The sequence below is a fragment of the Streptococcus mitis genome, from assembly GCF_002096755.1.
GTDB lineage: Bacteria > Bacillota > Bacilli > Lactobacillales > Streptococcaceae > Streptococcus > Streptococcus mitis_AC.
The window spans coordinates 114,858-139,713 of the sequence record NZ_NCVF01000019.1 but is presented as its reverse complement, the minus strand read 5'-3'; the positions used below and the strand labels follow the sequence as shown (position 1 = coordinate 139,713).

General features: G+C 40.0%; 22 protein-coding genes. All 22 read left to right on the top strand.

Annotated elements, in window-relative coordinates; translation table 11 throughout:
- Positions 1 to 78: 78 nt before the first annotated feature.
- The 22 genes from B7700_RS02710 to ccdA2 all read left to right on the top strand — a co-directional run bounded on the left by B7700_RS02710 (position 79) and on the right by ccdA2 (position 24,850).
- Positions 79 to 1,701: a putative polysaccharide biosynthesis protein gene (locus B7700_RS02710; RefSeq protein ID WP_084886960.1), complete on the top strand. Its 1,623-nt coding sequence runs from the start codon at positions 79 to 81 to the stop codon at positions 1,699 to 1,701.
- A 204-nt stretch (positions 1,702 to 1,905) separates the two neighbouring features.
- Positions 1,906 to 3,864 (top strand): peptide ABC transporter substrate-binding protein, encoded by a 1,959-nt coding sequence (locus tag B7700_RS02705; protein ID WP_084886958.1) that lies wholly within the window; start codon positions 1,906 to 1,908, stop codon positions 3,862 to 3,864.
- A gap of 314 nt (positions 3,865 to 4,178) precedes the next feature.
- A complete protein-coding gene (locus tag B7700_RS02700) occupies positions 4,179 to 4,634 on the top strand; it encodes a hypothetical protein (RefSeq protein WP_084886956.1) in 456 nt (151 codons plus the stop codon).
- Positions 4,635 to 4,903: 269 nt separating this feature from the next.
- On the top strand, positions 4,904 to 5,998 hold the full coding sequence (locus tag B7700_RS02690; RefSeq protein ID WP_084886954.1) for a cystathionine gamma-synthase: 1,095 nt from the start codon (positions 4,904 to 4,906) through the stop codon (positions 5,996 to 5,998).
- Positions 5,999 to 6,005: 7 nt separating this feature from the next.
- Positions 6,006 to 7,172 carry a MalY/PatB family protein gene (locus B7700_RS02685; RefSeq protein ID WP_084886952.1) on the top strand — a complete coding sequence of 389 codons (1,167 nt, stop codon included), beginning with the start codon at positions 6,006 to 6,008 and terminating at the stop codon, positions 7,170 to 7,172.
- 92 nt (positions 7,173 to 7,264) lie between these two features.
- Positions 7,265 to 10,363: a pilus expression-regulating Snf2 family helicase gene (locus tag B7700_RS02680; RefSeq protein WP_084886950.1), complete on the top strand. Its 3,099-nt coding sequence runs from the start codon at positions 7,265 to 7,267 to the stop codon at positions 10,361 to 10,363.
- Positions 10,364 to 10,410: 47 nt separating this feature from the next.
- Entirely contained in the window at positions 10,411 to 11,028 is a 618-nt protein-coding gene (locus B7700_RS02675) for a divisome accessory protein ZapJ (protein WP_084886948.1), read from the top strand.
- A gap of 10 nt (positions 11,029 to 11,038) precedes the next feature.
- Positions 11,039 to 12,373: a UDP-N-acetylmuramate--L-alanine ligase gene (gene murC / locus B7700_RS02670; protein WP_084886946.1), complete on the top strand. Its 1,335-nt coding sequence runs from the start codon at positions 11,039 to 11,041 to the stop codon at positions 12,371 to 12,373.
- Positions 12,374 to 12,382: 9 nt separating this feature from the next.
- Positions 12,383 to 12,838 (top strand): GNAT family N-acetyltransferase, encoded by a 456-nt coding sequence (locus B7700_RS02665; RefSeq protein ID WP_084886944.1) that lies wholly within the window; start codon positions 12,383 to 12,385, stop codon positions 12,836 to 12,838.
- A gap of 8 nt (positions 12,839 to 12,846) precedes the next feature.
- On the top strand, positions 12,847 to 13,341 hold the full coding sequence (locus tag B7700_RS02660; protein WP_084886942.1) for a GNAT family N-acetyltransferase: 495 nt from the start codon (positions 12,847 to 12,849) through the stop codon (positions 13,339 to 13,341).
- Positions 13,342 to 13,420: 79 nt separating this feature from the next.
- Complete coding sequence (gene mltG, locus B7700_RS02655; protein WP_084886940.1) at positions 13,421 to 15,115, top strand: endolytic transglycosylase MltG; 1,695 nt, start codon at positions 13,421 to 13,423, stop codon at positions 15,113 to 15,115.
- A gap of 60 nt (positions 15,116 to 15,175) precedes the next feature.
- On the top strand, positions 15,176 to 15,658 hold the full coding sequence (gene greA, locus B7700_RS02650) for a transcription elongation factor GreA (protein ID WP_000818748.1): 483 nt from the start codon (positions 15,176 to 15,178) through the stop codon (positions 15,656 to 15,658).
- A 75-nt stretch (positions 15,659 to 15,733) separates the two neighbouring features.
- Positions 15,734 to 17,098 (top strand): amino acid permease, encoded by a 1,365-nt coding sequence (locus B7700_RS02645; protein WP_049543348.1) that lies wholly within the window; start codon positions 15,734 to 15,736, stop codon positions 17,096 to 17,098.
- Positions 17,099 to 17,198: 100 nt separating this feature from the next.
- On the top strand, positions 17,199 to 17,609 hold the full coding sequence (locus tag B7700_RS02640; protein ID WP_080983321.1) for a GNAT family N-acetyltransferase: 411 nt from the start codon (positions 17,199 to 17,201) through the stop codon (positions 17,607 to 17,609).
- Positions 17,610 to 17,991: 382 nt separating this feature from the next.
- Entirely contained in the window at positions 17,992 to 18,837 is an 846-nt protein-coding gene (locus tag B7700_RS02630) for an ABC transporter ATP-binding protein (protein ID WP_080977898.1), read from the top strand.
- A 15-nt stretch (positions 18,838 to 18,852) separates the two neighbouring features.
- Complete coding sequence (locus B7700_RS02625) at positions 18,853 to 19,581, top strand: hypothetical protein (protein WP_084886938.1); 729 nt, start codon at positions 18,853 to 18,855, stop codon at positions 19,579 to 19,581.
- Between the two features lie 379 nt (positions 19,582 to 19,960).
- Positions 19,961 to 20,170 (top strand): helix-turn-helix transcriptional regulator, encoded by a 210-nt coding sequence (locus B7700_RS02620; protein ID WP_020902217.1) that lies wholly within the window; start codon positions 19,961 to 19,963, stop codon positions 20,168 to 20,170.
- Positions 20,160 to 20,648: a DUF6773 family protein gene (locus B7700_RS02615; RefSeq protein WP_084886936.1), complete on the top strand. Its 489-nt coding sequence runs from the start codon at positions 20,160 to 20,162 to the stop codon at positions 20,646 to 20,648. Before B7700_RS02620 ends, B7700_RS02615 begins: the two co-directional genes overlap by 11 nt.
- Before the next feature lie 115 nt (positions 20,649 to 20,763).
- On the top strand, positions 20,764 to 22,224 hold the full coding sequence (locus B7700_RS02610) for a nicotinate phosphoribosyltransferase (protein ID WP_084886934.1): 1,461 nt from the start codon (positions 20,764 to 20,766) through the stop codon (positions 22,222 to 22,224).
- Positions 22,221 to 23,045 (top strand): ammonia-dependent NAD(+) synthetase, encoded by an 825-nt coding sequence (nadE, locus tag B7700_RS02605; protein WP_084886932.1) that lies wholly within the window; start codon positions 22,221 to 22,223, stop codon positions 23,043 to 23,045. Before B7700_RS02610 ends, nadE begins: the two co-directional genes overlap by 4 nt.
- 394 nt (positions 23,046 to 23,439) lie before the next feature.
- Positions 23,440 to 23,973, top strand: coding sequence for a GNAT family N-acetyltransferase (locus B7700_RS02600; RefSeq protein WP_084886930.1), 534 nt, complete (start codon positions 23,440 to 23,442; stop codon positions 23,971 to 23,973).
- Between the two features lie 166 nt (positions 23,974 to 24,139).
- Positions 24,140 to 24,850 carry a thiol-disulfide oxidoreductase-associated membrane protein CcdA2 gene (gene ccdA2, locus B7700_RS02595; protein ID WP_084886928.1) on the top strand — a complete coding sequence of 237 codons (711 nt, stop codon included), beginning with the start codon at positions 24,140 to 24,142 and terminating at the stop codon, positions 24,848 to 24,850.
- Positions 24,851 to 24,856 lie beyond the last annotated feature (6 nt).

The window sequence follows — 24,856 nt, the reverse complement described above, 5'->3', positions numbered from 1 at the left end:
AATTTACAAGTGACAAGGAAAAGTTTATAATGGAAGATGAGGAATTTTTCCTAGTGATTAAAATTAAATGAGGAATTTATGTCTAACGAAAACAATCACCAGCAGGCCCAGATGTTACGGGGGACTGCTTGGCTAACGGCTAGTAACTTTATCAGTCGTCTACTCGGTGCCATTTATATCATCCCTTGGTATATCTGGATGGGGTCTTATGCGGCTACGGCCAATGGTCTCTTTACCATGGGCTACAATATCTATGCCTGGTTCTTGCTGATTTCAACAGCGGGGATTCCAGTTGCAGTGGCCAAGCAAGTTGCCAAGTATAATACCATGCGAGAAGAGGAGCATAGTTTTGCCCTGATTCGGAGTTTTTTAGGCTTTATGACGGGACTAGGTCTGGTCTTTGCTCTAGTCTTGTATGTCTTTGCTCCTTGGCTAGCAGACTTGTCGGGTGTGGGTAAAGACTTGATCCCAATCATGCAGAGCTTGGCTTGGGCGGTCTTGATTTTCCCTTCTATGAGTGTTATCCGAGGCTTCTTCCAAGGGATGAATAATCTCAAACCTTATGCCATGAGTCAAATCGCAGAGCAAGTCATTCGAGTTATCTGGATGCTCCTAGCTACCTTTATGATTATGAAAATGGGCTCAGGAGATTATCTAGCAGCGGTAATCCAATCAACCTTTGCTGCCTTTGTCGGCATGGTAGCCAGTTTTGCAGTTTTGCTTTACTTCCTTGCTAAGGAAGGATTACTAAAAAGAGTCCTTGAAACAGGAGATAAGATTAACAGCAAGCGTCTCTTAGTCGATACCATTAAGGAAGCCATTCCTTTTATCCTGACAGGGTCTGCCATCCAGCTCTTCCAGATTCTGGACCAGATGACCTTTATCAATAGTATGAGCTGGTTTACCAATTATAGTAATGAAGACTTGGTTGTCATGTTTTCTTATTTCTCAGCTAACCCTAATAAAATCACTATGATTTTGATTTCTGTTGGGGTTTCGATTGGTAGTGTAGGATTGCCACTCTTGACTGAAAACTATGTCAAGGGAGACTTGAAAGCAGCTTCTCGCCTAGTTCAGGACAGCATTACCATGCTTTTCTTATTCCTACTGCCAGCAACAGTTGGAGTGGTCATGGTAGGAGAACCTCTTTATACGGTTTTCTATGGCAAGCCAGATAGTTTGGCTATGGGTTTGTTTGTCTTTGCAGTTTTGCAGTCTACTATTTTAGGCTTGTACATGGTCTTGTCACCAATGCTTCAGGCCATGTTCCGAAACCGTAAGGCTGTTCTCTACTTCATCTATGGTTCGATTGCCAAGCTAGTCTTGCAAATACCTACCATCGCCCTCTTCCACAGTTATGGTCCTTTGATTTCCACAACTATCGGTCTTATCATTCCTAATGTCTTGATGTATCGGGATATTTGTAAGGTAACAGGTGTCAAGCGCAAGATTATTGTGAAGCGAACCATTTTAATCAGTTTGTTAACTCTTTTCATGTTTCTTGTAGTTGGGACATTGCAGTGGATTTTAGGATTTGTCTTCCAACCAAGTGGACGTTTGTGGAGTTTCCTATATGTAGCTCTTGTCGGTGCCATGGGTGGAGGTGTTTATGGAGTTATGAGTCTCCGTACCCGTTTGTTGGATAAGGTGATTGGAAAAGCTCAAGCAGACCGCTTACGAATCAAATTAAAGTTAACTTAAAAAATATTTATAAATAAAAGGGATAATTTGAACATTTCTATCATGAAATGCTTGAATTATTCTCTTTTTTATTAATTTGTATTATATTTTTTATAATTTGTAGATAGTAATTTAATTTTTCTTAAATTTTACTTAAAAAACTATTGACTAAATAAAACATGTAATGTATAATAAGACAAATATTTAAATCAGGAGGTTCTGGAGATGAAAAAGTCTAAGGCCAAGTATGCAACACTTGCAGGTGTCGTGTTAAGTGCAGGTATTTTGTTAAGTGCGTGTGGAAATTCTAGCACAGGGTCAAAAACATATAACTATGTTTATACTAGTGATCCGTCTAGTTTAAACTATCTAGCAGAAAACCGTGCAACAACAAATGATATTGTGACCAATCTGGTAGATGGTCTCATGGAAAATGACCAGTATGGAAATTATGTTCCATCTTTGGCAGAGGATTGGAGTGTTTCTAAGGACGGTTTGACCTATACCTACAAACTGCGTAAAGATGCTAAATGGTATACTGCAGATGGAGAAGAATATGCTCCTGTAACTGCCCAAGATTTTGTCACTGGTTTGAAATATGCGGCTGATAAAAAATCAGAAGCCTTGTACTTAGTGCAAGAATCCGTTGCTGGATTAGATGACTATATCACTGGTAAAACAAGCGACTTTTCAACTGTCGGAGTTAAGGCTCTTGATGACCAAACTGTTCAATATACCTTGACACGACCAGAATCTTATTGGAACTCAAAAACAACTTCAACCATTCTCTTCCCAGTCAATGCAGATTTCTTAAAATCAAAAGGGGATGATTTTGGGAAGGTAGACCCATCTAGCATTTTGTATAATGGACCTTTCTTGATGAAATCCTTTGTTTCAAAATCTGTCATCGAATTCAAGAAAAATCCTAACTACTGGGATGCTAAAAATGTCTTTGTAGATGATGTGAAATTGGCCTATTATGATGGTAGTGACCAAGATGCACTAGCTCGTAACTATGTAGAGGGGGCTTATAGCTACGCTCGTCTCTATCCAAATAGTTCAAGTTTTGAAGGGATTAAAGAGAAGAATAAGGACAATATCATCTATAGTCTGCAAGATGCTACTTCTTATTTCTTAAACTTTAACCTAGATAGAAAATCTTATAAATTCACTTCAAAAACAAGTGATGCTGAAAAGAAATCGACTCAAGAAGCGGTTCTTAACAAAAATTTCCGTCAAGCCATTAACTTTGCCTATGATCGTACAGCTTACGGGGCTCAATCTCAGGGTGAAGATGGTGCAACTAAGATTTTGCGTAACCTCGTCGTTCCTCCAAACTTCGTAAGTATCAACGGAAAAGACTTTGGTGAAGTAGTAGCCTCTAAGATGGTTAATTATGGTAAAGAATGGCAAGGAATCAACTTTGCAGATGCCCAAGATCCATACTACAATCCAGAAAAAGCCAAAGCCAAATTTGCTGAAGCTAAGAAAGAACTCCAAGTCAAAGGAGTCCAATTCCCTATCCACTTGGACATGACAGTTGACCAAGCTGCTAAAAAGGGTGTCCAAGAGGCAAATTCTATGAAGCAATCTATTGAAGCAGCCTTAGGTGCAGAAAATGTTGTAATTGATATTCAACAACTTTCTACTGAAGACTTTGATAATACAAGCTATTTGGCTCAGACTGCAGCTCAGAAGGATTACGATCTATACAACGGTGGCTGGAGCGCAGACTATCAAGATCCATCAAGCTACCTTGATATTTTTAATATTAATTCCGGTGGAGTGTTGCAAAATCTAGGTTTAGAGCCGGGTGAAGCCAATGACAAGGCCAAGGTTGTTGGACTAGACGTCTACACTCAAATGTTGGAAGAAGCTAATAAGGAGCAAGATCCGGCTAAACGTTATGAAAAATATGCGGATGCCCAAGCTTGGTTGGTAGATAGCTCTCTAGCAATTCCAAATGTTTCACTAGGCGGAACACCAACATTGAGAAAAACAGTTCCTTTCTCTTCACCGTATTCATTAGCTGGTAATAAAGGGGTCGAATCATATAAATACCTCAAAGTACAAGATAAGACAGTTACGAAAGACGAATATGAAAAAGCCAAAGAAAAATGGTTGAAAGAAAAAGAAGAATCTAATAAAAAAGCCCAAGAAGAATTGGCAAAACATGTCAAATAAGGATTTTTCAAGAAAACGATGGTTTCGAAAGAAGCTGTCGTTTTTTTATAGAATGATGGCAAATTTGGAAGAAAAGTGCTTACATTTTTTAAATTGTTTATCAGATTTATGATATAATGAATATAATAAAAGTTGTGAGAAGCTATTTTTAAATCCTCTTCCAGTGTTAACTGAAGTATGCACATGCTAGGATGATTTTATAGGAGGGATGCTGTCTACTAAAAAAGTAAGATAAAATGCAACTAATGATAAGTTCTTCTTTTATGTGAAGAGTTCTTATCTGCCTATTTACTAATCGTTATGGAGGTAACATCATGGGCGCCATTATGGAGTTTGCAACAGAAAAACAGATTGCATCATTTCTGTCAACTTGTCATATTGAAGGGCAAAAGAATTTTCTGATGGCTTTTAAGAAAAAGACATTGCTGAAATCTTTTATTGATTTTTTCATTATAGGTGGTTCCTACTATGTTCAGTCGAGTGTGAAGCCTAAGATTCTGGCATTCACACCTAAGGGAATCTACTTGATGGATATCAGTGATGTGACTGAGAATCGTTCTAATCAAGTCGTAGAGATGCCTTGGAATCAAGTTCAAGATTTTACTTATAAGACAGTCTTGAATACAGTTAGACTTAATTGGCATTATCAAAATGAAGACTATATTTTTTCCGTGGATGTCGGTCAGATTAGTCAGCATGTGGGCCAATATCAATTTAATAAAGACCATTATGACTATTTAGCCCAACACGATTTCTTTCGGTTAAAGTAAACCCTAGCAATCATTTTCACGAAAGAATCTGGAATATTTTCTGGATTCTTTTTAGCTTTACTATCTAATACTCAATGAAAATCAAAGAGCAAACTAGGAAGCTAGCCGCAAGCTGTACTTGAGTACGGTAAGGCGACGCTGACGTGGTTTGAAGAGATTTTCGAAGAGTATAAGTCTATAGTTTAAAACTATAACCAGCTCTTGAAAAGAAGAAAATGAGTTGATGAAAATAAGTGGTACAATAGTTACTATAGATTTGGAGGTATTGTATGAGCAAGGAATTACACATCAACACAATTTTGGCCCAGGCGGGTATCAAGTCAGACGAAGCGACAGGTGCTTTGGTGACACCGCTTCATTTTTCAACGACCTATCAGCATCCAGAGTTTGGTAAATCTACTGGATTTGACTATACGCGCACCAAAAATCCAACTCGCAGTAAGGCAGAAGAAGTCTTGGCGGCTATTGAGTCCGCAGACTATGCCCTAGCTACTAGCTCAGGGATGTCAGCTATTGTACTGGCCTTTAGTGTCTTTCCAGTAGGAAGTAAGGTCTTGGCTGTCCGTGACCTTTATGGTGGTTCTTTCCGCTGGTTTAACCAAGTGGAGCAGGAAGGCCGTTTCCATTTTAACTATGCCAATACAGAAGAAGAATTGATTGCCGAGTTAGAAAAGGACGTGGATGTTCTCTATATCGAAACACCAACCAATCCTTTGATGTTGGAATTTGATATCGAAAAACTAGCCAAATTAGCTCATGCTAAGGGTGCCAAAGTAGTGGTGGACAATACCTTCTACAGCCCTATCTACCAACGTCCGATTGAAGATGGAGCAGATATCGTTCTTCATTCAGCAACCAAGTATCTAGCAGGCCACAATGATGTCTTGGCTGGAGTTGTTGTGACCAATAGTGTAGAATTATACGAAAAGCTTTTCTACAATCTCAATACGACAGGGGCAGTCTTGTCTCCATTTGACAGTTATCAATTGATTCGTGGTCTCAAGACCTTGTCTCTTCGTATGGAGCGCTCAACAGCTAACGCCCAAGAAGTGGTTGCCTTTTTGAAGGATTCTCCAGCAGTCAAGGAGGTTCTCTATACTGGTCGTGGGGGCATGATTTCCTTTAAAGTAGTCGATGAAACGCGCATTCCTCATATTTTGAACAGTCTCAAGGTCTTCTCTTTTGCGGAAAGTTTGGGTGGGGTAGAAAGTCTCATTACTTATCCAACGACTCAAACTCACGCTGATATTCCAGCAGAAGTGCGCCATTCTTATGGTTTGACAGATGACCTCTTGCGTTTGTCGATTGGGATTGAGGATGCTAGAGATTTGATTGCAGATTTGCACCAAGCCTTAGAAGGATAAGATAAAGATGGGAAAATATGATTTTACAAGCCTGCCCAATCGTTTAGGGCACCATACCTATAAATGGAAAGAAGCAGAAACGGATAGTGAAGTCCTACCAGCTTGGATAGCGGATATGGACTTTGTAGTCTTGCCTGAAATTCGCCAAGCAGTACAGACTTACGCTGATCAACTGGTTTATGGCTATACCTATGCCAGTGAAGAGTTGATTAAGGAAGTTCAAAAGTGGGAAGCTACACAACACGGTTACCACTTTGACAAAGAGGCTCTTGTCTTTATCGAGGGTGTGGTACCAGCCATCTCAACAGCTATTCAAGCATTTACAAAAGAAGGCGAGGCGATTCTGATTAACACACCTGTCTATCCACCCTTTGCTCGCAGTGTTAAGTTGAATAACCGCAAATTGATTACCAATGCTTTGGTGGAAAAGGATGGTCTGTTTGAGATTGACTTTGACCAACTGGAGAAGGATATGGTGGAAGAGGAGGTCAAACTCTATATTCTTTGCAACCCTCACAATCCTGGTGGACGTGTTTGGGAAAAGGAAGTGTTGGAGAAGATTGGCCAACTCTGCCAAAAACACGGTGTTTTCTTGGTTTCAGATGAGATTCACCAAGATTTGGCCCTCTTTGGTCACAAGCATCATTCCTTCAATACCATCAATCCTGACTTTAAAGAATTTGCTATCGTCTTGACCAGTGCCACTAAAACCTTTAATATTGCTGGGACAAAAAATTCCTATGCAGTCATTGAAAATCCTAAGTTGAGAGTGGCTTACCAGAAACGCCAGTTGGCCAATAACCAGCATGAAATTTCAGGCTTGGGTTATTTGGCGACAGAAGCTGCCTATCGATACGGTAAAGATTGGTTAGAGGAACTCAAGCAAGTCTTTGAAGACCATATCAATTATGTGGTGGATCTATTTGGGAAAGAGACTAAAATCAAGGTCATGAAACCGCAAGGAACCTACTTGATTTGGCTTGATTTTTCAGCCTATGACCTGACTGATGAAAAATTACAAGAGCTTTTGAGAAATGAAGCCAAGGTTATCCTCAATCGTGGTTTGGATTTTGGAGAGGAAGGGAGTCTCCATGCCCGTCTCAATGTAGCCATGCCTAAATCCCTGCTTCAAGAAGTTTGTCAGCGGATTGTGACGACTTTTGCCAAACGTTAAAAATCCAGCCTTCTAGGAGAAAAGTCTTCCTAGAAGGCTATTTTCATAGGGGAAAATATGGTATAATAAAAAGATAAGGTAAAGGTAAAAATATGGCTAAATTGATTCCGGGGAAAGTCCGTATCGAAGGCGTTGCCCTTTATGAAACTGGTAAGGTTGACATTATAAAGGAAAAGAACAATCGGCTCTACGCTCGCGTTGCAGAAGAAGAACTGCGCTATAGTTTAGAGGATGATTTGGTTTTTTGTGCCTGCGATTTTTTCCAAAAGAGGGGCTACTGTGTGCATTTGGCAGCTCTGGAGCATTTTCTGAAAAATGATGAGCGTGGTCAGGAAATCTTGCAGAGTCTGGAAGAAGGTCATGAAGAAAAAGAGGCCGTTGAAACCAAGGTGACCTTAGGTGGAAAATTTTTGGACCGAATCTTGTCTCCAAAATCAGACCGAGCCTATGAGTTGTCAGCTGTGGGTCAGGTGGAAGTAGGAACTAATCATATCTTGTGGACCCTGAGAATCGGGCAAATCAATAGCCAAAAATACTACGTTATTCGGGATATTCCGCTCTTTTTAAAAGTCGTCGAGAAGAGAAAACCTTATATGATTGGTAAAACTTATGAGGAGTCTCTATCTTGGGAAGCCTTTAATGAGGAAAGTCAAGAGCTTCTGACTTTCTTACGCGGACTAATGGAGGAAGGACTTAGTCCAGAGCTTTTTTTCCAAAACCAAGGTCGGCATCTCTTTTTCCCTCTAACTTTTTTTGAGCAGGGTGTGAATTTACTGATGACCTTGCCTCATTTTCAATTTGACCACCAAGTGGATAGCTACCAGACTCTACTTTTTCAGGATATGCATGCGGATGCTAATCTATTTGCCTTTACAGTAACAGAATACTCAGATTATTTTGAAATGGAAATCGGTGAGAGTCCAAGGGTTAATGTCTTTTATCAGGGAGCTGTGCTTTTCCATAAAGGACAGGTTTATTTTCTAACAGACCAGCAGATGCGTCTTCTCAAGGAAATCAAAGCGCTGCCTTTGGATCAACAAGGAAAGAAATACCTGCAATTTGATAGTAGTGATCGAGATAAGTTGGCTTCCTGTTTAACTCTTTTTAGCCAGATGGGGAGTGTTTCAGCTCCAGAACGTCTACATATCAAAACTTTTGAACCCTCTTTTTACTTTGACAGGGAAGAAGACAATCGGATTCGTTTAGAAATTCAGTTTGATTATGGAGATAAACAGGTATCTAGCCGACAAGAGTTAGAAGAATTACCATTTTCAAGTGATGCTGACTTAGAAGAAAGAGTTTTCCAAGTCTGTTTAGCTGCGGGCTTTGAAGCAGACTTTCAATCTTGGCGTCAGGCCTTAAAAGCGGAGTCTGTCTATCATTTCTTCCATGAAATCATTCCAGTCTTTGAAAAACTCGGAAATGTTGATTTATCAGACAAGTTAGAAGAGCTTTATAGTCTAGCAAGCCCTCAAGTTCAGATTGCTTCCAAGGGAGGTCTCTTGGAAATCCAATTTGATTTTCAAGATATTGCCCAAGAGGAAATCGACCAAGCCATGCAGGCCTTGGTTGCCAATCAAGATTTTTATATTGATTCGTCTAATCAAGTCTACTTTTTTGATGAAGAAACCAAGAAAATTCGCCAAAATCTACAGGAACTGGGACAGTTTGAATTAAAAGATGGGGCCTTGCAGGCTCGAAAATCTTTGGCTTATAGTTTGGCTCATCTCTTTGAAGGGCGAGACCGTGTTTCTTTTTCACAAGAATTCCAGAATTTGGCTCATGATTTGACGCATCCAGAGGACTTCCCTCGACAAGCAACTCAGGTCAAGGCTGACTTGCGAGATTATCAGGAAAAGGGAATCGGTTGGCTGCAGATGCTCCATTATTATGGTTTTGGTGGGATTTTGGCTGATGATATGGGACTTGGTAAAACACTTCAGACCATTGCATTTTTGACCAGTCAAGTGACAAAAGAAAGTAGAGTCTTGATTCTGGCTCCGTCGGGTTTGATTTACAACTGGGCGGACGAGTTTCAGAAATTTGCCCCACAGTTGGATGTGGCTGTTGTTCATGGTTTGAAAGCTAGTCGTGAAGAGATTCTTGCTGAAAGCCATCAAATCTATGTTACGAGCTATGCTACCTTCCGTCAGGATAGTGAGCTTTATCAGGGGATGGCCTTTGATTTCCTTTTTTTAGATGAGGCTCAGGTCATGAAAAATGCCCAGACCAAGATTGCCCAGACCTTGAGACAGTTTGTGGTACCGGCAGTTTTTGCCTTATCAGGGACACCGATTGAAAACCATCTGGGTGAGTTGTGGTCTATTTTCCAAATCGTCATGCCAGGACTCCTGCCAAGCAAGAAAGAATTTATGAAATTGTCAGCAGAGCGAGTGGCTCAGTTTATCAAGCCTTTCGTGATGCGGCGCAAGAAAGAAGAAGTTCTGACTGAATTGCCAGACTTGATTGAAGTGGTTTATAAAAATGAACTGGAAGACCAGCAAAAGGCTATCTACCTAGCCCAGTTGCAACAGATGCGGGACCGTCTAGCTCAAGTTTCAGATCAGGAATTTCAGCGAAGTCGGGTGGAAATTTTATCTGGTTTGATGCGCTTGCGCCAAATCTGTGATACTCCTGCCCTCTTTATGGAGGATTATCAGGGAGCCAGTGGCAAACTGGATAGTCTCCGAGACCTGCTGGTACAGGTGGCAGACGGCGGACACCGTGTCTTGATTTTCTCGCAGTTCAAGGGAATGTTGGAGAAAATTGAACAAGAACTGCCAGACTTGGGCATGACATCCTTTAAAATTACGGGTTCAACCCCAGCCAAGGAAAGACAAGACATGACCAAGGCCTTTAACCAAGGAGAAAGAGATGCCTTTCTGATTTCTCTTAAGGCTGGTGGTGTCGGTCTGAACTTGACAGGTGCTGATACAGTGATTTTGGTTGACCTTTGGTGGAATCCTGCGGTGGAAGCGCAAGCCATTGGCCGTGCCCATCGGATGGGGCAGGAAGAAACGGTTGAGGTCTATCGCTTGGTGACCAGGGGAACCATTGAAGAAAAAATTCAAGAACTCCAAGAACAGAAGAAACATCTGGTGTCACAAGTATTGGACGGCACAGAGTCACGTGGCAGTCTGACCCTGGCAGAAATTAGAGAAATTTTGGGAATTTCTGAAGCCAACACTTGAAAAATCAAGACAATACGCTATAATGAAGTGTTGAAAGGAAATAGAAAATGAGAGAAGAACGATTTCCATTGGTGTCAGATGATGAGGTCATACTGACTGAGATGCCGGTTATGGACCTCTACGATGAATCTGATTTTATCAGTAATATTAAGGGAGAATACCGTGATAAGAATTATCTGGAGTGGGCCCCTATTACTGAAGAAAAACCAGCAAAACCGATTGAAAAGCCAGTAGAGAAACCTAAGAAGGCTGGCTTAGGAGTTAAAAAAGAAGGAAAGAGCTATGCGGAGGTGGCGCGTGAAGAAGCGCGTGCGGACTTGAAAAAGAAACGATCAGCAAGTTATCTGACTAAGGATATTACTCCTACAAGACGCCATCCTCAGCCAAATTTGGTTAGACAGGGCAATCAACCTACTGCGCCTTTCCAAAAGGAAAATCCTGGTGAATTTGTTAAATATAGTCAAAAATTGACCCAGTCTCATTACATCTTGGCGGAAGAAGTTAGCAATATTTCGACTCAAGCTGAGCCAAAAGAAACTTCAGGACCAAAGAAAAACAACTATGATTTTCTGAAGAAGAGCCAAATCTACAATAAAAAGAATCAACAAAAAGAACAAGAACGTCGGGTTGCCCAAGAGTTGAATCTGACCAGAATTACGGAATAGGGGAGAAAACATGCCAAAGACATATCATTTTATCGGAATTAAGGGATCAGGGATGAGTGCCTTGGCCTTGATGTTGCACCAAATGGGGCATAAGGTTCAAGGATCAGATGTTGAAAAGTACTACTTTACTCAACGTGGTCTTGAGCAGGCAGGAATTACCATTCTTCCTTTTGATAAAAAGAATCTAGACGGTGATATGGAAATTATCGCTGGAAATGCCTTTCGTCCAGATAACAATGTCGAAATTGCCTATGCGGACCAAAATGGCATTAGCTACAAACGTTACCATGAGTTCCTAGGTAGCTTTATGCGCGACTTTGTTAGCATGGGAGTTGCTGGAGCGCACGGAAAAACTTCAACGACAGGTATGTTATCTCATGTCTTGTCTCACATTACAGATACTAGCTTCTTAATCGGAGATGGAACAGGTCGTGGTTCAGCTAATGCTAAATATTTTGTCTTTGAATCTGACGAATATGAGCGTCACTTCATGCCTTACCACCCAGAATATTCTATTATTACCAACATTGACTTTGACCATCCAGACTATTTCACAAGTCTAGAGGATGTTTTCAATGCCTTTAACGACTATGCTAAACAAATTACCAAAGGTTTGTTTATCTACGGTGAAGATGCTGAATTGCGTAAGATTAAGTCTGATGCTCCTATTTATTATTATGGTTTTGAAGCAGAAGGTAATGACTTTGTCGCTAGTGATCTTCTTCGTTCAACAACTGGTTCAACCTTCACAGTTCATTTCCGTGGTCAAGAATTAGGGCAATTCCACATTCCAACCTTTGGTCGTCACAATATCATGAATGCGACAGCTGTTATTGGTCTTCTTTACACAGCAGGATTTGATTTGAACTTGGTGCGTGAACACTTGAAAACATTTGCCGGTGTTAAGCGTCGTTTCACTGAGAAAATTGTCAATGACACGGTGATTATCGATGACTTTGCCCACCATCCAACAGAAATCATTGCAACCTTGGATGCGGCTCGTCAGAAATACCCAAGCAAGGAAATCGTAGCAGTCTTCCAACCTCATACCTTTACAAGAACCATTGCCTTGTTGGATGACTTTGCCCACGCTTTGAACCAAGCGGATGCAGTTTACCTAGCGCAAATTTATGGATCTGCTCGTGAAGTAGACCATGGTGATGTTAAAGTGGAAGACCTAGCCAACAAAATCAACAAGAAAAACCAAGTGATCACTGTTGAAAATGTTTCTCCACTCCTAGACCATGACAATGCTGTCTATGTCTTTATGGGAGCAGGGGATATCCAAACCTATGAATATTCATTCGAGCGTCTCTTGTCTAACTTGACAAGCAATGTTCAATAGGACGTTCTAATGGAAATTCCAATTAAGATCATTCAGGCAAGTAAGTCTGATTTGGCTGAGATAGAGACACTTCAGGCCACATCTTTTCCAGCTGAAAAGCAGCAACCTTCCCATATTTTAGAAGAAAGTATCCGTAAGTGTGCGGATACCTTTCTTCTAGCTAGGGATGAAAATCAGCTTCTGGGCTATGTTCTAGGTGGTCCTTACCCACACAATCCGAAATGTCTAGAAGTACATTCTTTAGTCGTTGATACTGACCATCAGAGACAGGGTTTGGGAACGCTTCTTCTTGCGGCTTTGAAAGATGTGGCAGTTAAGCTGGATTACAAAGCTATTCGTTTGAAGAGTCCGGATGAGTTGCTTTCCTATTTTGAAATGAACGGTTTTATTGATGAAGAAGAGACAGATTCGCTTTATGCAGCTAGTCAAGGTTTTAGTATGATTTGGTTTAATCTCTTTTTTTAGGAGGCACAATGGAAATTAGGAAAGCAAGATTAGAAGATTTGGATCGTATCGTTGAGATTGAACTAGAAAATTTCTCGATTGAAGAAGCCATTCCTCGCTCTGTTTTTGAGGCGCATTTGCGAGAGATTCAGACCTCGTTTCTGGTTGCAGAAAAAGAAGGCAGAATCATGGGGTATATAGAGGGACCAGTTGGCCCCCACCGCCATCTGCAAGATCAGTCTTTTACAGAAGAGATAGAAGATTATAGTCATGAGCCTGGTGGTTATATCTCTGTGACCTGTCTTTCTATTGCCAAGGAGGCACAGGGAATAGGACTAGGTCAGAAATTGCTAACAGCTTTGAAAGAACTAGCTCTTGAACACGAAAGAGAAGGCATTAACCTAACCTGTCATGACTATCTCATCGCCTATTACGAAAAACATGGATTTGTCAATGAAGGCCAGTCCCAGTCAACCTTTGCAGGGGAAACTTGGTATGATATGGTCTGGGAAGCTAAAAAATAAGCTAGAAAAGCATGCTAGGTTGCTTTTCTTTCGTTTTTAAGATATAATATTATGGATTGTCAACGAGGAGGATAAACTTTTGAGTGAAAAGCCAAGAGAAGACGAAAAATTAAGCTTTAAAGAGCAGATTTTACGCGATTTAGAAAAAGTAAAACGTAATGAAGGGACTCGCCAAGAGGCCACTGAACTTGCAGAGAAAAAAGAAGCTCTATTTGTCCCTGAAACAAAACTCGCAGATGAAGATGTTATGGTTGCATCCCTATCAGCTGTTGAAAAAATTATGGAGAATGCACCACGTGTTCCAAAACATCCTAGTGAGGATATGCCTGCATCACCGGCAGATGAATCGAGAGTAGAAGCTCCGATTACTCCTCGTCACCCTAGTCAAGATGTTCCAGCTTCACCAGTTGAAGCAAGTCCATCAAGACCGGTTCCAGGGCCAGAGACTAATCGTCCACAAAAGGTCGAAGAAGATTTCAACGTAACTCCAACAAGAGTAGCTGTTTCTTATAAGACTGAAGCTAAAAAAGAGCCTCAGAAAGAAGTAACAAAACCAGAACCAGTTATGGAAACGGAAGCTGTTGAAGTCATTTCTGAAACTCCGAGTCGTAGTCGTCGTGAGACTGTTAAACCTGTCAAGAAGAAAAAATCACATTTGAAGGCTTTCTTCATTTCTCTACTGATTTTCCTTGCCTTGATTTCGGCAGGTGGTTACTTCGGTTATCAGTATGTCCAGTCATCTTTATTACCAGTTGACGCTAATTCTAAGAAGTATGTAACCGTTCAAATCCCAGAAGGAGCCAATGTCCAAGAGATTGGCTCAGCACTTGAAAATTCTGGTGTGATTAAACACGGAGTGATTTTTGCTTTTTATGCTAAATATAAAAATTATTCAGATTTGAAGGCTGGATATTACAATTTGCAAAAGAGCATGAGTACAGAGGATATCATTAAGGAACTCCAAAAAGGTGGTACTCCTGAACCTCAAGAACCTTCACTTGCAGATTTAACGATTCCAGAAGGATATACAATTGATCAAATCGCCCAAGCTGTAGGCCAATTACAAGGTGAATTTAAAGAACCTTTGACAGCGGAAGCTTTCTTGGCTAAAGTGCAAGATGACAACTTTATCAGTCAAGAAGTTGCTAAATATCCAAACCTACTCGAAAGCTTGCCAACGAAAGAAAGTGGGGCTCGTTACCGTTTGGAAGGTTATCTTTTCCCAGCGACCTACTCTATCAAGGAAAGCACAACTATTGAAAGTTTGATTGATGAGATGCTGGCAGCTATGGATAAGACCTTGACGCCGCACTATAGTGCAATTAAGTCTAAAAACTTGACAGTCAATGAATTGCTAACAATTGCTTCACTTGTTGAAAAAGAAGGTGCTAAGACTGAAGACCGTAAGTTGATTGCAGGTGTTTTCTACAACCGTTTGAATCTCGGCATGCCTCTTCAAAGCAATATTGCAATCTTGTATGCCCAAGGGAAGCTTGGTCAAAATATTAGCCTAGCAGATGATGCTGGAATTGATACATCAATTAATTCACCATACAATGTTTATACAAAACCTGGTTTGATGCCTGGTCCAGTAGATAGTCCAAGTCAGGACGCGATTGAAGCAAGTATCAACCAAACAAAGAGTGAGAACCTATACTTTGTAGCCAATGTTACAGATGGTAAAGTCTATTACGCAGTGACACAGGAAGAACATGATCGTAATGTAGCTGAGCACGTCAATAGCAAGCTTACTCAAAATAGTAGTTCAAACTAAGACTACAAAAATGAGAATCTTAGATAGAGATTCAATACTATTTAAAGAAAGTTGAGAAAAATGGCAGAAAAAACATATCCTATGACCCTTGCGGAAAAGGAAAAACTTGAAAAAGAATTAGAAGAATTGAAATTGGTCCGCCGACCAGAAGTGGTAGAACGCATTAAGATTGCCCGTTCATACGGTGACCTTTCTGAAAACAGTGAATATGAAGCAGCTAAGGATGAACAAGCCTTTGTCGAAGGACAAATCTCTAGCTTGGAAACAAAAATTCGCTATGCTGAAATCGTCAATAGTGACTCAGTTGCCGATGATGAAGTGGCGATTGGTAAAACAGTCACTATCCAAGAAATTGGTGAGGACGAAGAAGAAGTTTATATTATCGTAGGTTCAGCAGGTGCGGATGCCTTTGCAGGTAAGGTTTCAAATGAAAGCCCAATTGGACAAGCCTTGATTGGTAAGAAAACAGGTGATACAGCAACTATTGAAACACCTGTTGGTAGCTATGATGTAAAAATCTTGAAGGTTGAAAAAACAGCCTAAAAATAAAAAAAAGGAGTGAGGAGGCAGTGCGCTTCACTCACTCCTTTTTCCATTTTAAATTGAATTGGAGACGTTATGAGTTCAAAGAAGAAAAAAAATAAGATGGAGCGTGGTCTGACCAATCGTCACGTGCAGGTTATGGCCATTGCGGGAACAATTGGAACAGGACTCTTTTTGGGAGCAGGTCGCTCTATCAGCCTAACAGGTCCTTCTATTGTACTAATTTATATGATTACGGGAGCATTCATGTTCCTCATGATGCGTGCGGTTGGGGAAATGCTCTACCAAGACCCTGAGCAACATACCTTTATCAACTTTATCACGCGCCATTTAGGTAAGGGCTGGGGTTATTTCTCGGTTTGGTCTTACTGGCTATCCGTTGTCTTTATCGGTATGGCGGAAATCACTGCTATCTCTCACTATGTTCAGTTCTGGTTCCCTAGCTGGCCAAGTTGGATGATTGAGATTGGATTTTTGACTATTCTAGCCTTGGTCAATTTGATTGCGGTGAAACTCTTTGGGGAAGTTGAGTTTTGGTTTGCGATGGTCAAGATTGTGGCTATTTTAGCCATGATTGCCACAGGAGTCTTTATGGTCTTGACAGGCTTTAAGACACCACATGGAGTAGCAAGTTTGGCCAATATTGCTGACAATTTCTCCCTCTTCCCAAATGGTGGAGTTAACTTTGTCATGGCCTTCCAGATGGTTTTCTTTGCCTACCTCATGATTGAGTTTATCGGGGTAACGACTTCAGAAACAAAAAATCCACGTCAGGTCTTGCCAAAAGCCGTTAAGGAAATTCCTTTGCGTATCGCCTTTTTCTACGGTGGTGCCCTCTTAGCCATCATGGCTATCATTCCGTGGCGTGAACTTGCATCGGCTGATTCTCCCTTTGTTACAGTGTTTGAATTGGCAGGAGTCAAGTGGGCGGCAGCCTTGATTAACTTCGTCGTTTTGACATCAGCGGCATCTGCTCTTAACTCAACTCTCTACTCAACAGGTCGTCATTTGTATCAGATTGCCCATGATTCGCCAAATCGCTTCCTAAAAGCAATTAAGGCAGATACTCTCTCTCGCCACAACGTGCCACAAAATGCCATCATTGCCTCAGCAATCTTGATTGCCCTAGCAGCCTTTATTAACATCTTGCCAGGAGTTTCCGATGCCTTTGCCTTGATTACGGCATCATCATCAGGTGTCTATATCGCCATTTATATCTTGATTATGGTGGCTCACCTCAAGTATCGCAAGTCACCAGACTTTATGGCAGATGGTTATCTCATGCCCCATTATCGTTTCCTAAATCCTTTAACCATGCTCTTCTTTGTCTTTGTCTTTGTAACTCTCTTTCTACAAGAGTCTACATTTGTCGGAGCAATCGGTTCAGCTATCTGGATTATCGGTTTCGGGATTTATAGCCAGTGGAAATTTAGAAAATAGATTTGAAACTCATCAGCTTAGCTTGGTGAGTTTTTGCTAGTTTGACAGTCTATTGAAATAAGACTATAATCAAGCTGTAACAGTGTTTAAGGAGGTTTAGATGTACTTTAGATTGGAAAATAAGGAATCCCATAAATCACAAGAAATAGGGAATCTGATTCGTGTTTATAACCGTTCAAAAAGAGAAGAGGCTGAAAGTGAGCCACTTAATCTTTATGTCGAAGATGAAAAGGGCAATCTCATGGCAGGTTTGATAGCAGAGACTTTTGGAAATTGGCTAGAAATCGAGTATTTATTTGTAAAAGAAGAACTGAGAGGGCAAGGACTCGGTTCAAACCTATTGCAGCAAGCAGAAACTGAAGCTAAGAATCGAAACTGTCGTTTTGCTTTTGTCAATACTTACCAGTTTCAAGCTCCAGATTTTTATAAAATGCATGGCTACAAGGAAGTTTTTACCTTACAAGACTATCCCTACACAGGAAAAAGATTTTATTACCAAAAAGATTTGTAAGGAGAATATGAAATCATAAAGTAAAGAGGGGGCTTGACATAAGTATGGAGGTGGACTAATGGATATGAGTAACTATCGATAAGTAGCAGTTATAATCTACAAATTGTGTCTTTCTAGACGATATTGAGGACAATACAGTCGTAGCTAAGACATTAGATGTGAAATCCTACGATGCTGTAGATGTTTTGAGAAAATTGAATAAGCAGAAAACTCTCTATCATTTAGGTGGTAGAGAGTTTTTTGTTAATAAAATTTTACAAAATGACATTTATATATTGCATTAAGTTAGATATATGATATAATGTTGTTAAAAAGAGGCGCAACTTTTTAAAATTAATGAGAATCAAAGAGAAAACCAAGAATGTTAATGGAGGAATAAAAAATGGAAGTTATAAATGTAAGTAAGCATTATGCTCATTCAATCATTCTCAAAGATATAAATTTTGCACTTAATAAGGGTGAAATTGTTGGTCTAGTAGGGAGAAACGGAGTTGGCAAGAGTACATTGATGAAAATTCTTGTTCAGAATAATCAACCGACTTCAGGGAATATTATAAGTAGTGATAATGTTGGGTATTTAATCGAAGAACCAAAATTATTTTTATCTAAAACAGGTTTAGAGAATTTAAAATATTTGTCAAATTTATATGGTGTTGACTACAATAAAGAAAGATTTGGAAGTTTGATCCAAGAGTTAGATTTGACTCAGTCTATTAATAAAAAAGTAAAGACCTATTCTTTAGGTACAAAACAAAAATTAGCTTTGCTTCTAACTCTCGTTACGGAACCTGATATATTGATTTTAGATGAACCGACTAATGGTTTAGATATTGAATCATCACAAATAGTTTTAGCAGTTCTAAAAAACTTAGCTTTACATGAAAATGTGGGAATTTTAATATCGAGTCATAAATTAGAAGATATTGAAGAAATTTGTGAGAGGGTCCTTTTCTTGGAGAACGGGCTTTTGACATTCCAAAAAGTAGGAAAAGATAGACATAATTGCTTGTTTGAGATAGCTTTTTCATCAGCTACAGATAAAGACATTTTCCTTACCAAACAAGAATTTGGGGATATTGTTCAGGAAGAGGGACTGAAAATTACTATGTCTGGGAATATTCAAAGTAGTGAGCTTTTTAAATTTTTTAACGAAAACTCTATTAAAGTAGTTGATTTTGAAACTAAAAAAGAGACGCTTAAAGATATTTATCTAAATCGTTCAAAATAAAGGAAGGTTATAATCATGAAATTAAATAAATTGAATTTTCTTAAGGAAAATATAAGAGATTTATATTCATCAGGCGTAATATATCTCGGATTGATTATCTCGTTTATACCGCCGATACTGGTTACATTCTTTATTCTAAAGACTCAAGGGACATCACTTGGTATTAAGCATATTTCAAATTTTTATGCTATGCTCGGTATGTTAATGGCTGTTATACATGCTAACCGAATTATTAGCAGGGATTTTTCTAACAATACGATCAGTTTATTTTATAATCAAAAGAAAAATCGGATGATTTACGTCTTGTCTAATTTTCTATATGCCATCTCAGTTTCTATTATTTATGCTTTGAATGGCATTGTGCTACTAGTCATCGTATGTAAATTGGGTGTTCCAGGTGATTTAGGATTAGATTTTATAGTAGCTATTGTAGTCAATACAATTTTGTTAGTCCTATTTTATTTTCTATTATCTTACATTTTCTATTTATACAAATTGAAAAGTGGCTTGATATTTGGTATTTTAGTTGCTTTACTACTCTTTATCCCTAATATATTAAATACGATTATGATGAATACTAGTAATGATTTGTTTATCAAAGCAATTGAACTTCTTCCTTTTTATTCTTTACCTGTATTTGTGGATTCAAATACGATGTCTATTAGTCAGTATCTTGTGGTAATCACTACAATCATTTTATTGTACTTTTTCACTCTCAATAAAAGCAAGAAGTATTCATTTTAGTTTCATTTAGTATTATTTTGCATACCTAAAATACAGTAAAAAATCAGTCATCTTAGTATGCTCCTGCTCTTGTTGTGTACACGTTTTTGTCTTATGCTAGACTCATTTCCAAAAGCATTATATAATAGTGATATGAAATCAACTAAACAAGAAATACAAGCAATCAAAACTCGTTTAAAAGACCCTACTAAAGCTAATACTAAAACAAAAATCAAATAGCAAACTAGGAAGTTTATTTCAAACAATCCAACATACTGATTTTAGGCTGAAGATAATATTGGAGTGCTAATTAATGAGGTTATAATAAATAGCTGACAGCTTGTGTTGGTTTTGGATTTTTTAAGAGTAGATGAGTATTAAAACTATAAGGAGGACGCAGGTGGCTAAAAATTTAAAATTAAAATTAGCTCGGGTAGAGCTTGATTTAACTCAGGGTCAACTAGCAGATGCTGTCGGGGTGACGCGCCAGACTATTGGTTTGATAGAGGCGGGAAAATACAATCCCAGTCTCTCGCTCTGCCAGTCCATTTGCAGATGTTTAGGGAAAACCCTAGACCAATTATTTTGGGAGGAAGAAGATGGTAAATAAATTTATTCATTATCAATTACTTGACGAAAGAGAAGAACAACTAATTAATAAAGCTGGGGCAGAGTCTTTTTCACTCTTTATTGGGCTTGTACTTCTAAGCTATTTGGTGGCAGTGTTGGCTCCATCTCTTTTTAATCCGAATTTTCTAGTTTATACTCTGATAGTAGGAATTTTCTTCTTTTTTAATCGTGCCCGTTATCTGGGAGTGACCTACTATAGTCGTTTTCATTTTACGATTTTGGGTTGTTTTTTACTAACCTTGGCTATTACGGCTCTTTTGATGTTACAGAATTATCAATTCAACATAGAAATTTATCAGCACAATCCTTTGAACGGTAAATACCTATCTGCTTGGGTCATTACTTATGTTATTTACCTTCCCTGGGTCTTTATTGGCAATCTTGGTCTGAAGAGCTATGGTAAATGGGCCCAGAAAAAGTTCGAGCAAGACATGGATGAACTGGAGAGTGGAGAATAGCTTGTTACTCTTTTCTCAATCCAGCTAAAATGTGATATAATAGTACTAATTTATTGGAATACATGAAAGTTTTTGAAAATTTTCATGTATTTCTAGTTAAGGAAGTAGGAAAAGTATGTATCCAGATGATAGTTTGACATTGCACACGGACTTGTACCAGATTAATATGATGCAGGTTTACTTTGACCAAGGGATTCACAATAAGAAGGCGGTCTTTGAGGTGTATTTCCGCCAACAGCCTTTTAAGAACGGCTATGCGGTTTTTGCTGGTTTGGAAAGAATTGTGAGCTATCTTGAAGACTTGCGTTTTTCAGATAGTGATATTGCCTATTTGGAGTCGCTGGGCTATCATGGGGCATTCTTGGACTACCTCCGCAATTTCAAGTTGGAGTTGACGGTTCGTTCTGCCCAAGAAGGGGATTTGGTTTTTGCTAATGAGCCTATTGTGCAGGTGGAAGGCCCTCTAGCCCAATGTCAATTGGTAGAAACAGCCCTTTTGAACATCGTCAACTACCAGACCTTGGTAGCGACTAAGGCAGCTCGTATTCGTTCAGTCATTGAAGATGAACCTTTAATGGAGTTCGGGACACGTCGGGCTCAAGAAATGGATGCGGCTATCTGGGGAACACGCGCAGCGGTGATTGGTGGTGCAAATGGAACCAGCAACGTGCGTGCTGGTAAACTCTTTGACATTCCTGTCTTGGGGACTCATGCCCATGCCTTGGTACAGGTTTATGGCAATGACTATGAGGCTTTCAAGGCTTATGCTGCGACCCACAAAAATTGTGTCTTTCTTGTAGATACCTATGACACCCTTCGCATCGGTGTACCAGCTGCCATTCAGGTGGCGCGCGAGCTGGGTGACCAGATTAACTTTATGGGTGTTCGGATTGACTCTGGGGATATTGCTTACATTTCCAAGAAAGTTCGTCAGCAACTGGACGAGGCTGGATTTACAGAGGCTAAGATTTATGCTTCTAATGATCTAGATGAAAATACCATCCTTAACCTCAAGATGCAAAAGGCCAAGATTGATGTCTGGGGTGTGGGAACTAAGCTGATTACAGCCTATGACCAGCCAGCTCTTGGGGCAGTTTACAAGATTGTTGCAATCGAAGATGAAAATGGGAACATGCGCAATACGATTAAGCTGTCAAATAATGCTGAAAAAGTGTCTACGCCAGGTAAGAAGCAGGTGTGGCGCATTACCAGTCGTGAAAAAGGCAAGTCAGAAGGAGACTATGTCACTTATGATGGCGTAGATGTTGCCAGCATGACAGAAATCAAGATGTTCCATCCAACCTATACTTACATCAAGAAGACCGTTCGTAATTTTGACGCTGTGCCTCTCTTGGTGGATATTTTTAAAGATGGGAAATTGATTTACAATTTGCCTAGCTTGACTGAGATTCAGGATTATGCTCGTAAGGAATTTGACAAGCTTTGGGATGAGTACAAGCGCGTGCTCAATCCTCAGCATTATCCAGTGGATTTGGCGCGTGATGTATGGCAAGACAAGATGGACTTGATTGACAAAATGCGCAAGGAAGCCCTTGGTGAAGGAGAAGAAGAATGAGTTTGCAAGAAACGATTATCCAAGAGCTGGGTGTCAAACCAGTGATTGATGCCCAGGAAGAAATCCGTCGTTCCATTGATTTTTTAAAAAGATATCTGAAAAAACATCCCTTCCTAAAAACCTTTGTACTAGGAATTTCTGGAGGACAAGACTCAACTTTAGCAGGACGATTGGCTCAACTGGCTATGGAAGAACTGCGAGCTGAAACGGGAGATGACAGCTACAAATTTATCGCTGTCCGCCTGCCATATGGAGTGCAAGCCGATGAAGCAGATGCTCAAAAAGCACTAGCCTTTATCCAGCCTGATATCAGTTTAGTTGTCAATATTAAGGAATCTGCTGATGCTATGACAGCTACAGTTGAAGCGACAGGTAGTCCTGTTTCAGATTTTAACAAGGGCAATATCAAGGCTCGTTGCCGTATGATTGCTCAATATGCCCTGGCAGGTGCCCATAGCGGAGCGGTCATTGGAACAGACCACGCCGCGGAAAATATCACAGGCTTTTTTACCAAGTTTGGTGACGGTGGTGCGGATATTCTCCCTCTTTACCGCCTCAATAAACGTCAAGGGAAACAACTCTTGCAGGAACTTGGTGCAGACCCAGCCCTTTATGAAAAAATCCCAACAGCAGACCTAGAAGAAGACAAACCAGGCCTAGCTGACGAAGTAGCCCTCGGAGTCACTTATGAAGAGATTGACGACTACCTAGAAGGCAAAACAATCAGCCCAGAAGCTCAAGCAAGAATCGAAAACTGGTGGCACAAAGGCCAACACAAACGCCACTTACCCATCACCGTATTTGATGACTTTTGGGAGTAAAAAGGTCCGGGGGACCTTTTTACCCCGAGTCTAAAAATAGGAAAACGAGGCACCTCCAGTGGAGGTTTTCAGCATCTCACCTTGAAATAAAAAAGAGAGAGAAAATTCGGTAACTAGAAGAGTTCGATTTTCCTTGTCTTACCCCCGCAACGATGACTAGGTTTGAAAAAGCTTGGAAAAGCGCATTTCAAACCAGACAGCGACTGCGTCAAGTAACTAGAGTAAAAACTTGTTTTCTAGCTGTTACTGAGTTTAGTTTTTTTACCCCGAGCACGGAAATAAATAAGCGAGGAGGTCCGGGGACCTTTTTAGATTGAGCCTTGAAATTCAAAAGCAAAGTAAATTTAAATTGAGGTTGGGCAGAGAATCATCTATCAGAAAGCGAGGTAGTATCATGCAAGTATTACAGACAGATCGTTTAATCTTGCGAAGATTTGTGGAGAGTGATGCGGAAGCCATGTTTCAGAATTGGGCTTCGTCCGCTGAAAATCTAACCTACGTCACTTGGGATCCTCATCCTGATGTCGAGGTGACTCGAAATTCGATTCGTAACTGGGTTGCCTCCTATACAAATCTCAACTATTACAAATGGGCTATTTGTCTCAAAGAAAATCCTGAGCAGGTGATAGGGGATATCAGCATCGTTGAAATGGATGAGAACGATTCTTCTTGTGAAATTGGCTATGTGCTAGGTAAGAAATACTGGGGTCATGGTATGATGACAGAGGCCTTAAAAACTGTCTTAGATTTTTGTTTTACTCAAGCAGGCTTTCAAAAAGTTAGAGCACGATATGCCAGTCTCAATCCAGCTTCAGGTCGTGTCATGGAGAAGGCTGGAATGTCCTATCTCAAGACTATTACCAATGGTGTAGAGAGAAAAGGCTATCTTGCTGATCTTATTTATTACCAGGTAAGTAGGGAAGACTAGTGAATTTTCTTTTCAGTTTCCACCAAAGTCAGACTTTGTCTGGCTTTTTTTGCAACATTTTTTACATAACCTGATTAAATTCCTATTTTTTCCTATCATTGCCCCTGTTTTTTCTGGAATTTTAGGGCTATAATAGTCCTATCAAATCAAAGAATGGAGGAAGGCAATGGATAATATAATCTTTTTTATCAGTGTTTTTCTTGCTGGAATTCTTTCCTTCTTTTCTCCTTGTATTTTACCCTTGTTACCGGTCTATGCAGGGGTCTTGTTGGATGACAAAGATGGTACCCAGGCTTCTAGCGAAAAATTTTCAATCTCACTTGTTAGTCTATTGAGAACTCTGGCCTTTATAGCGGGGATTTCCTTTGTTTTTATCTTACTGGGCTATGGAGCTGGTTTTTTAGGCAATTTGCTTTATGCTTCTTGGTTTCAGTATGTGACGGGTGCGGTGATCATTCTCTTGGGCTTGCACCAGATGGAAGTCTTACATTTGAAGGGACTCTACAAGGAAAGAAGGCTACAATTACAGGGACAGGGGCAAAAGGGTAAGGGCTATAGTCAGGCATTTTTACTGGGATTGACCTTTAGTTTTGCTTGGACGCCTTGTGTGGGGCCGGTTCTTGGCTCTGTTTTGGCCTTGGCGGCTTCAGGTGGTTCAGGTGCTTGGCAGGGAGCTGGTCTCATGTTGATTTACACGCTGGGTTTGGCGCTACCATTTTTGGTTCTAGCTCTTGCCTCCAGCTATGTTTTGAAACATTTCCGAAAACTCCATCCTTATCTCGGAACCCTCAAAAAAGTGGGTGGTTTCCTCATTATCGTAATGGGAATCTTGGTGCTTTTGGGAAATGCTTCCATTTTGACTACATTATTTGAATAGAGAGGA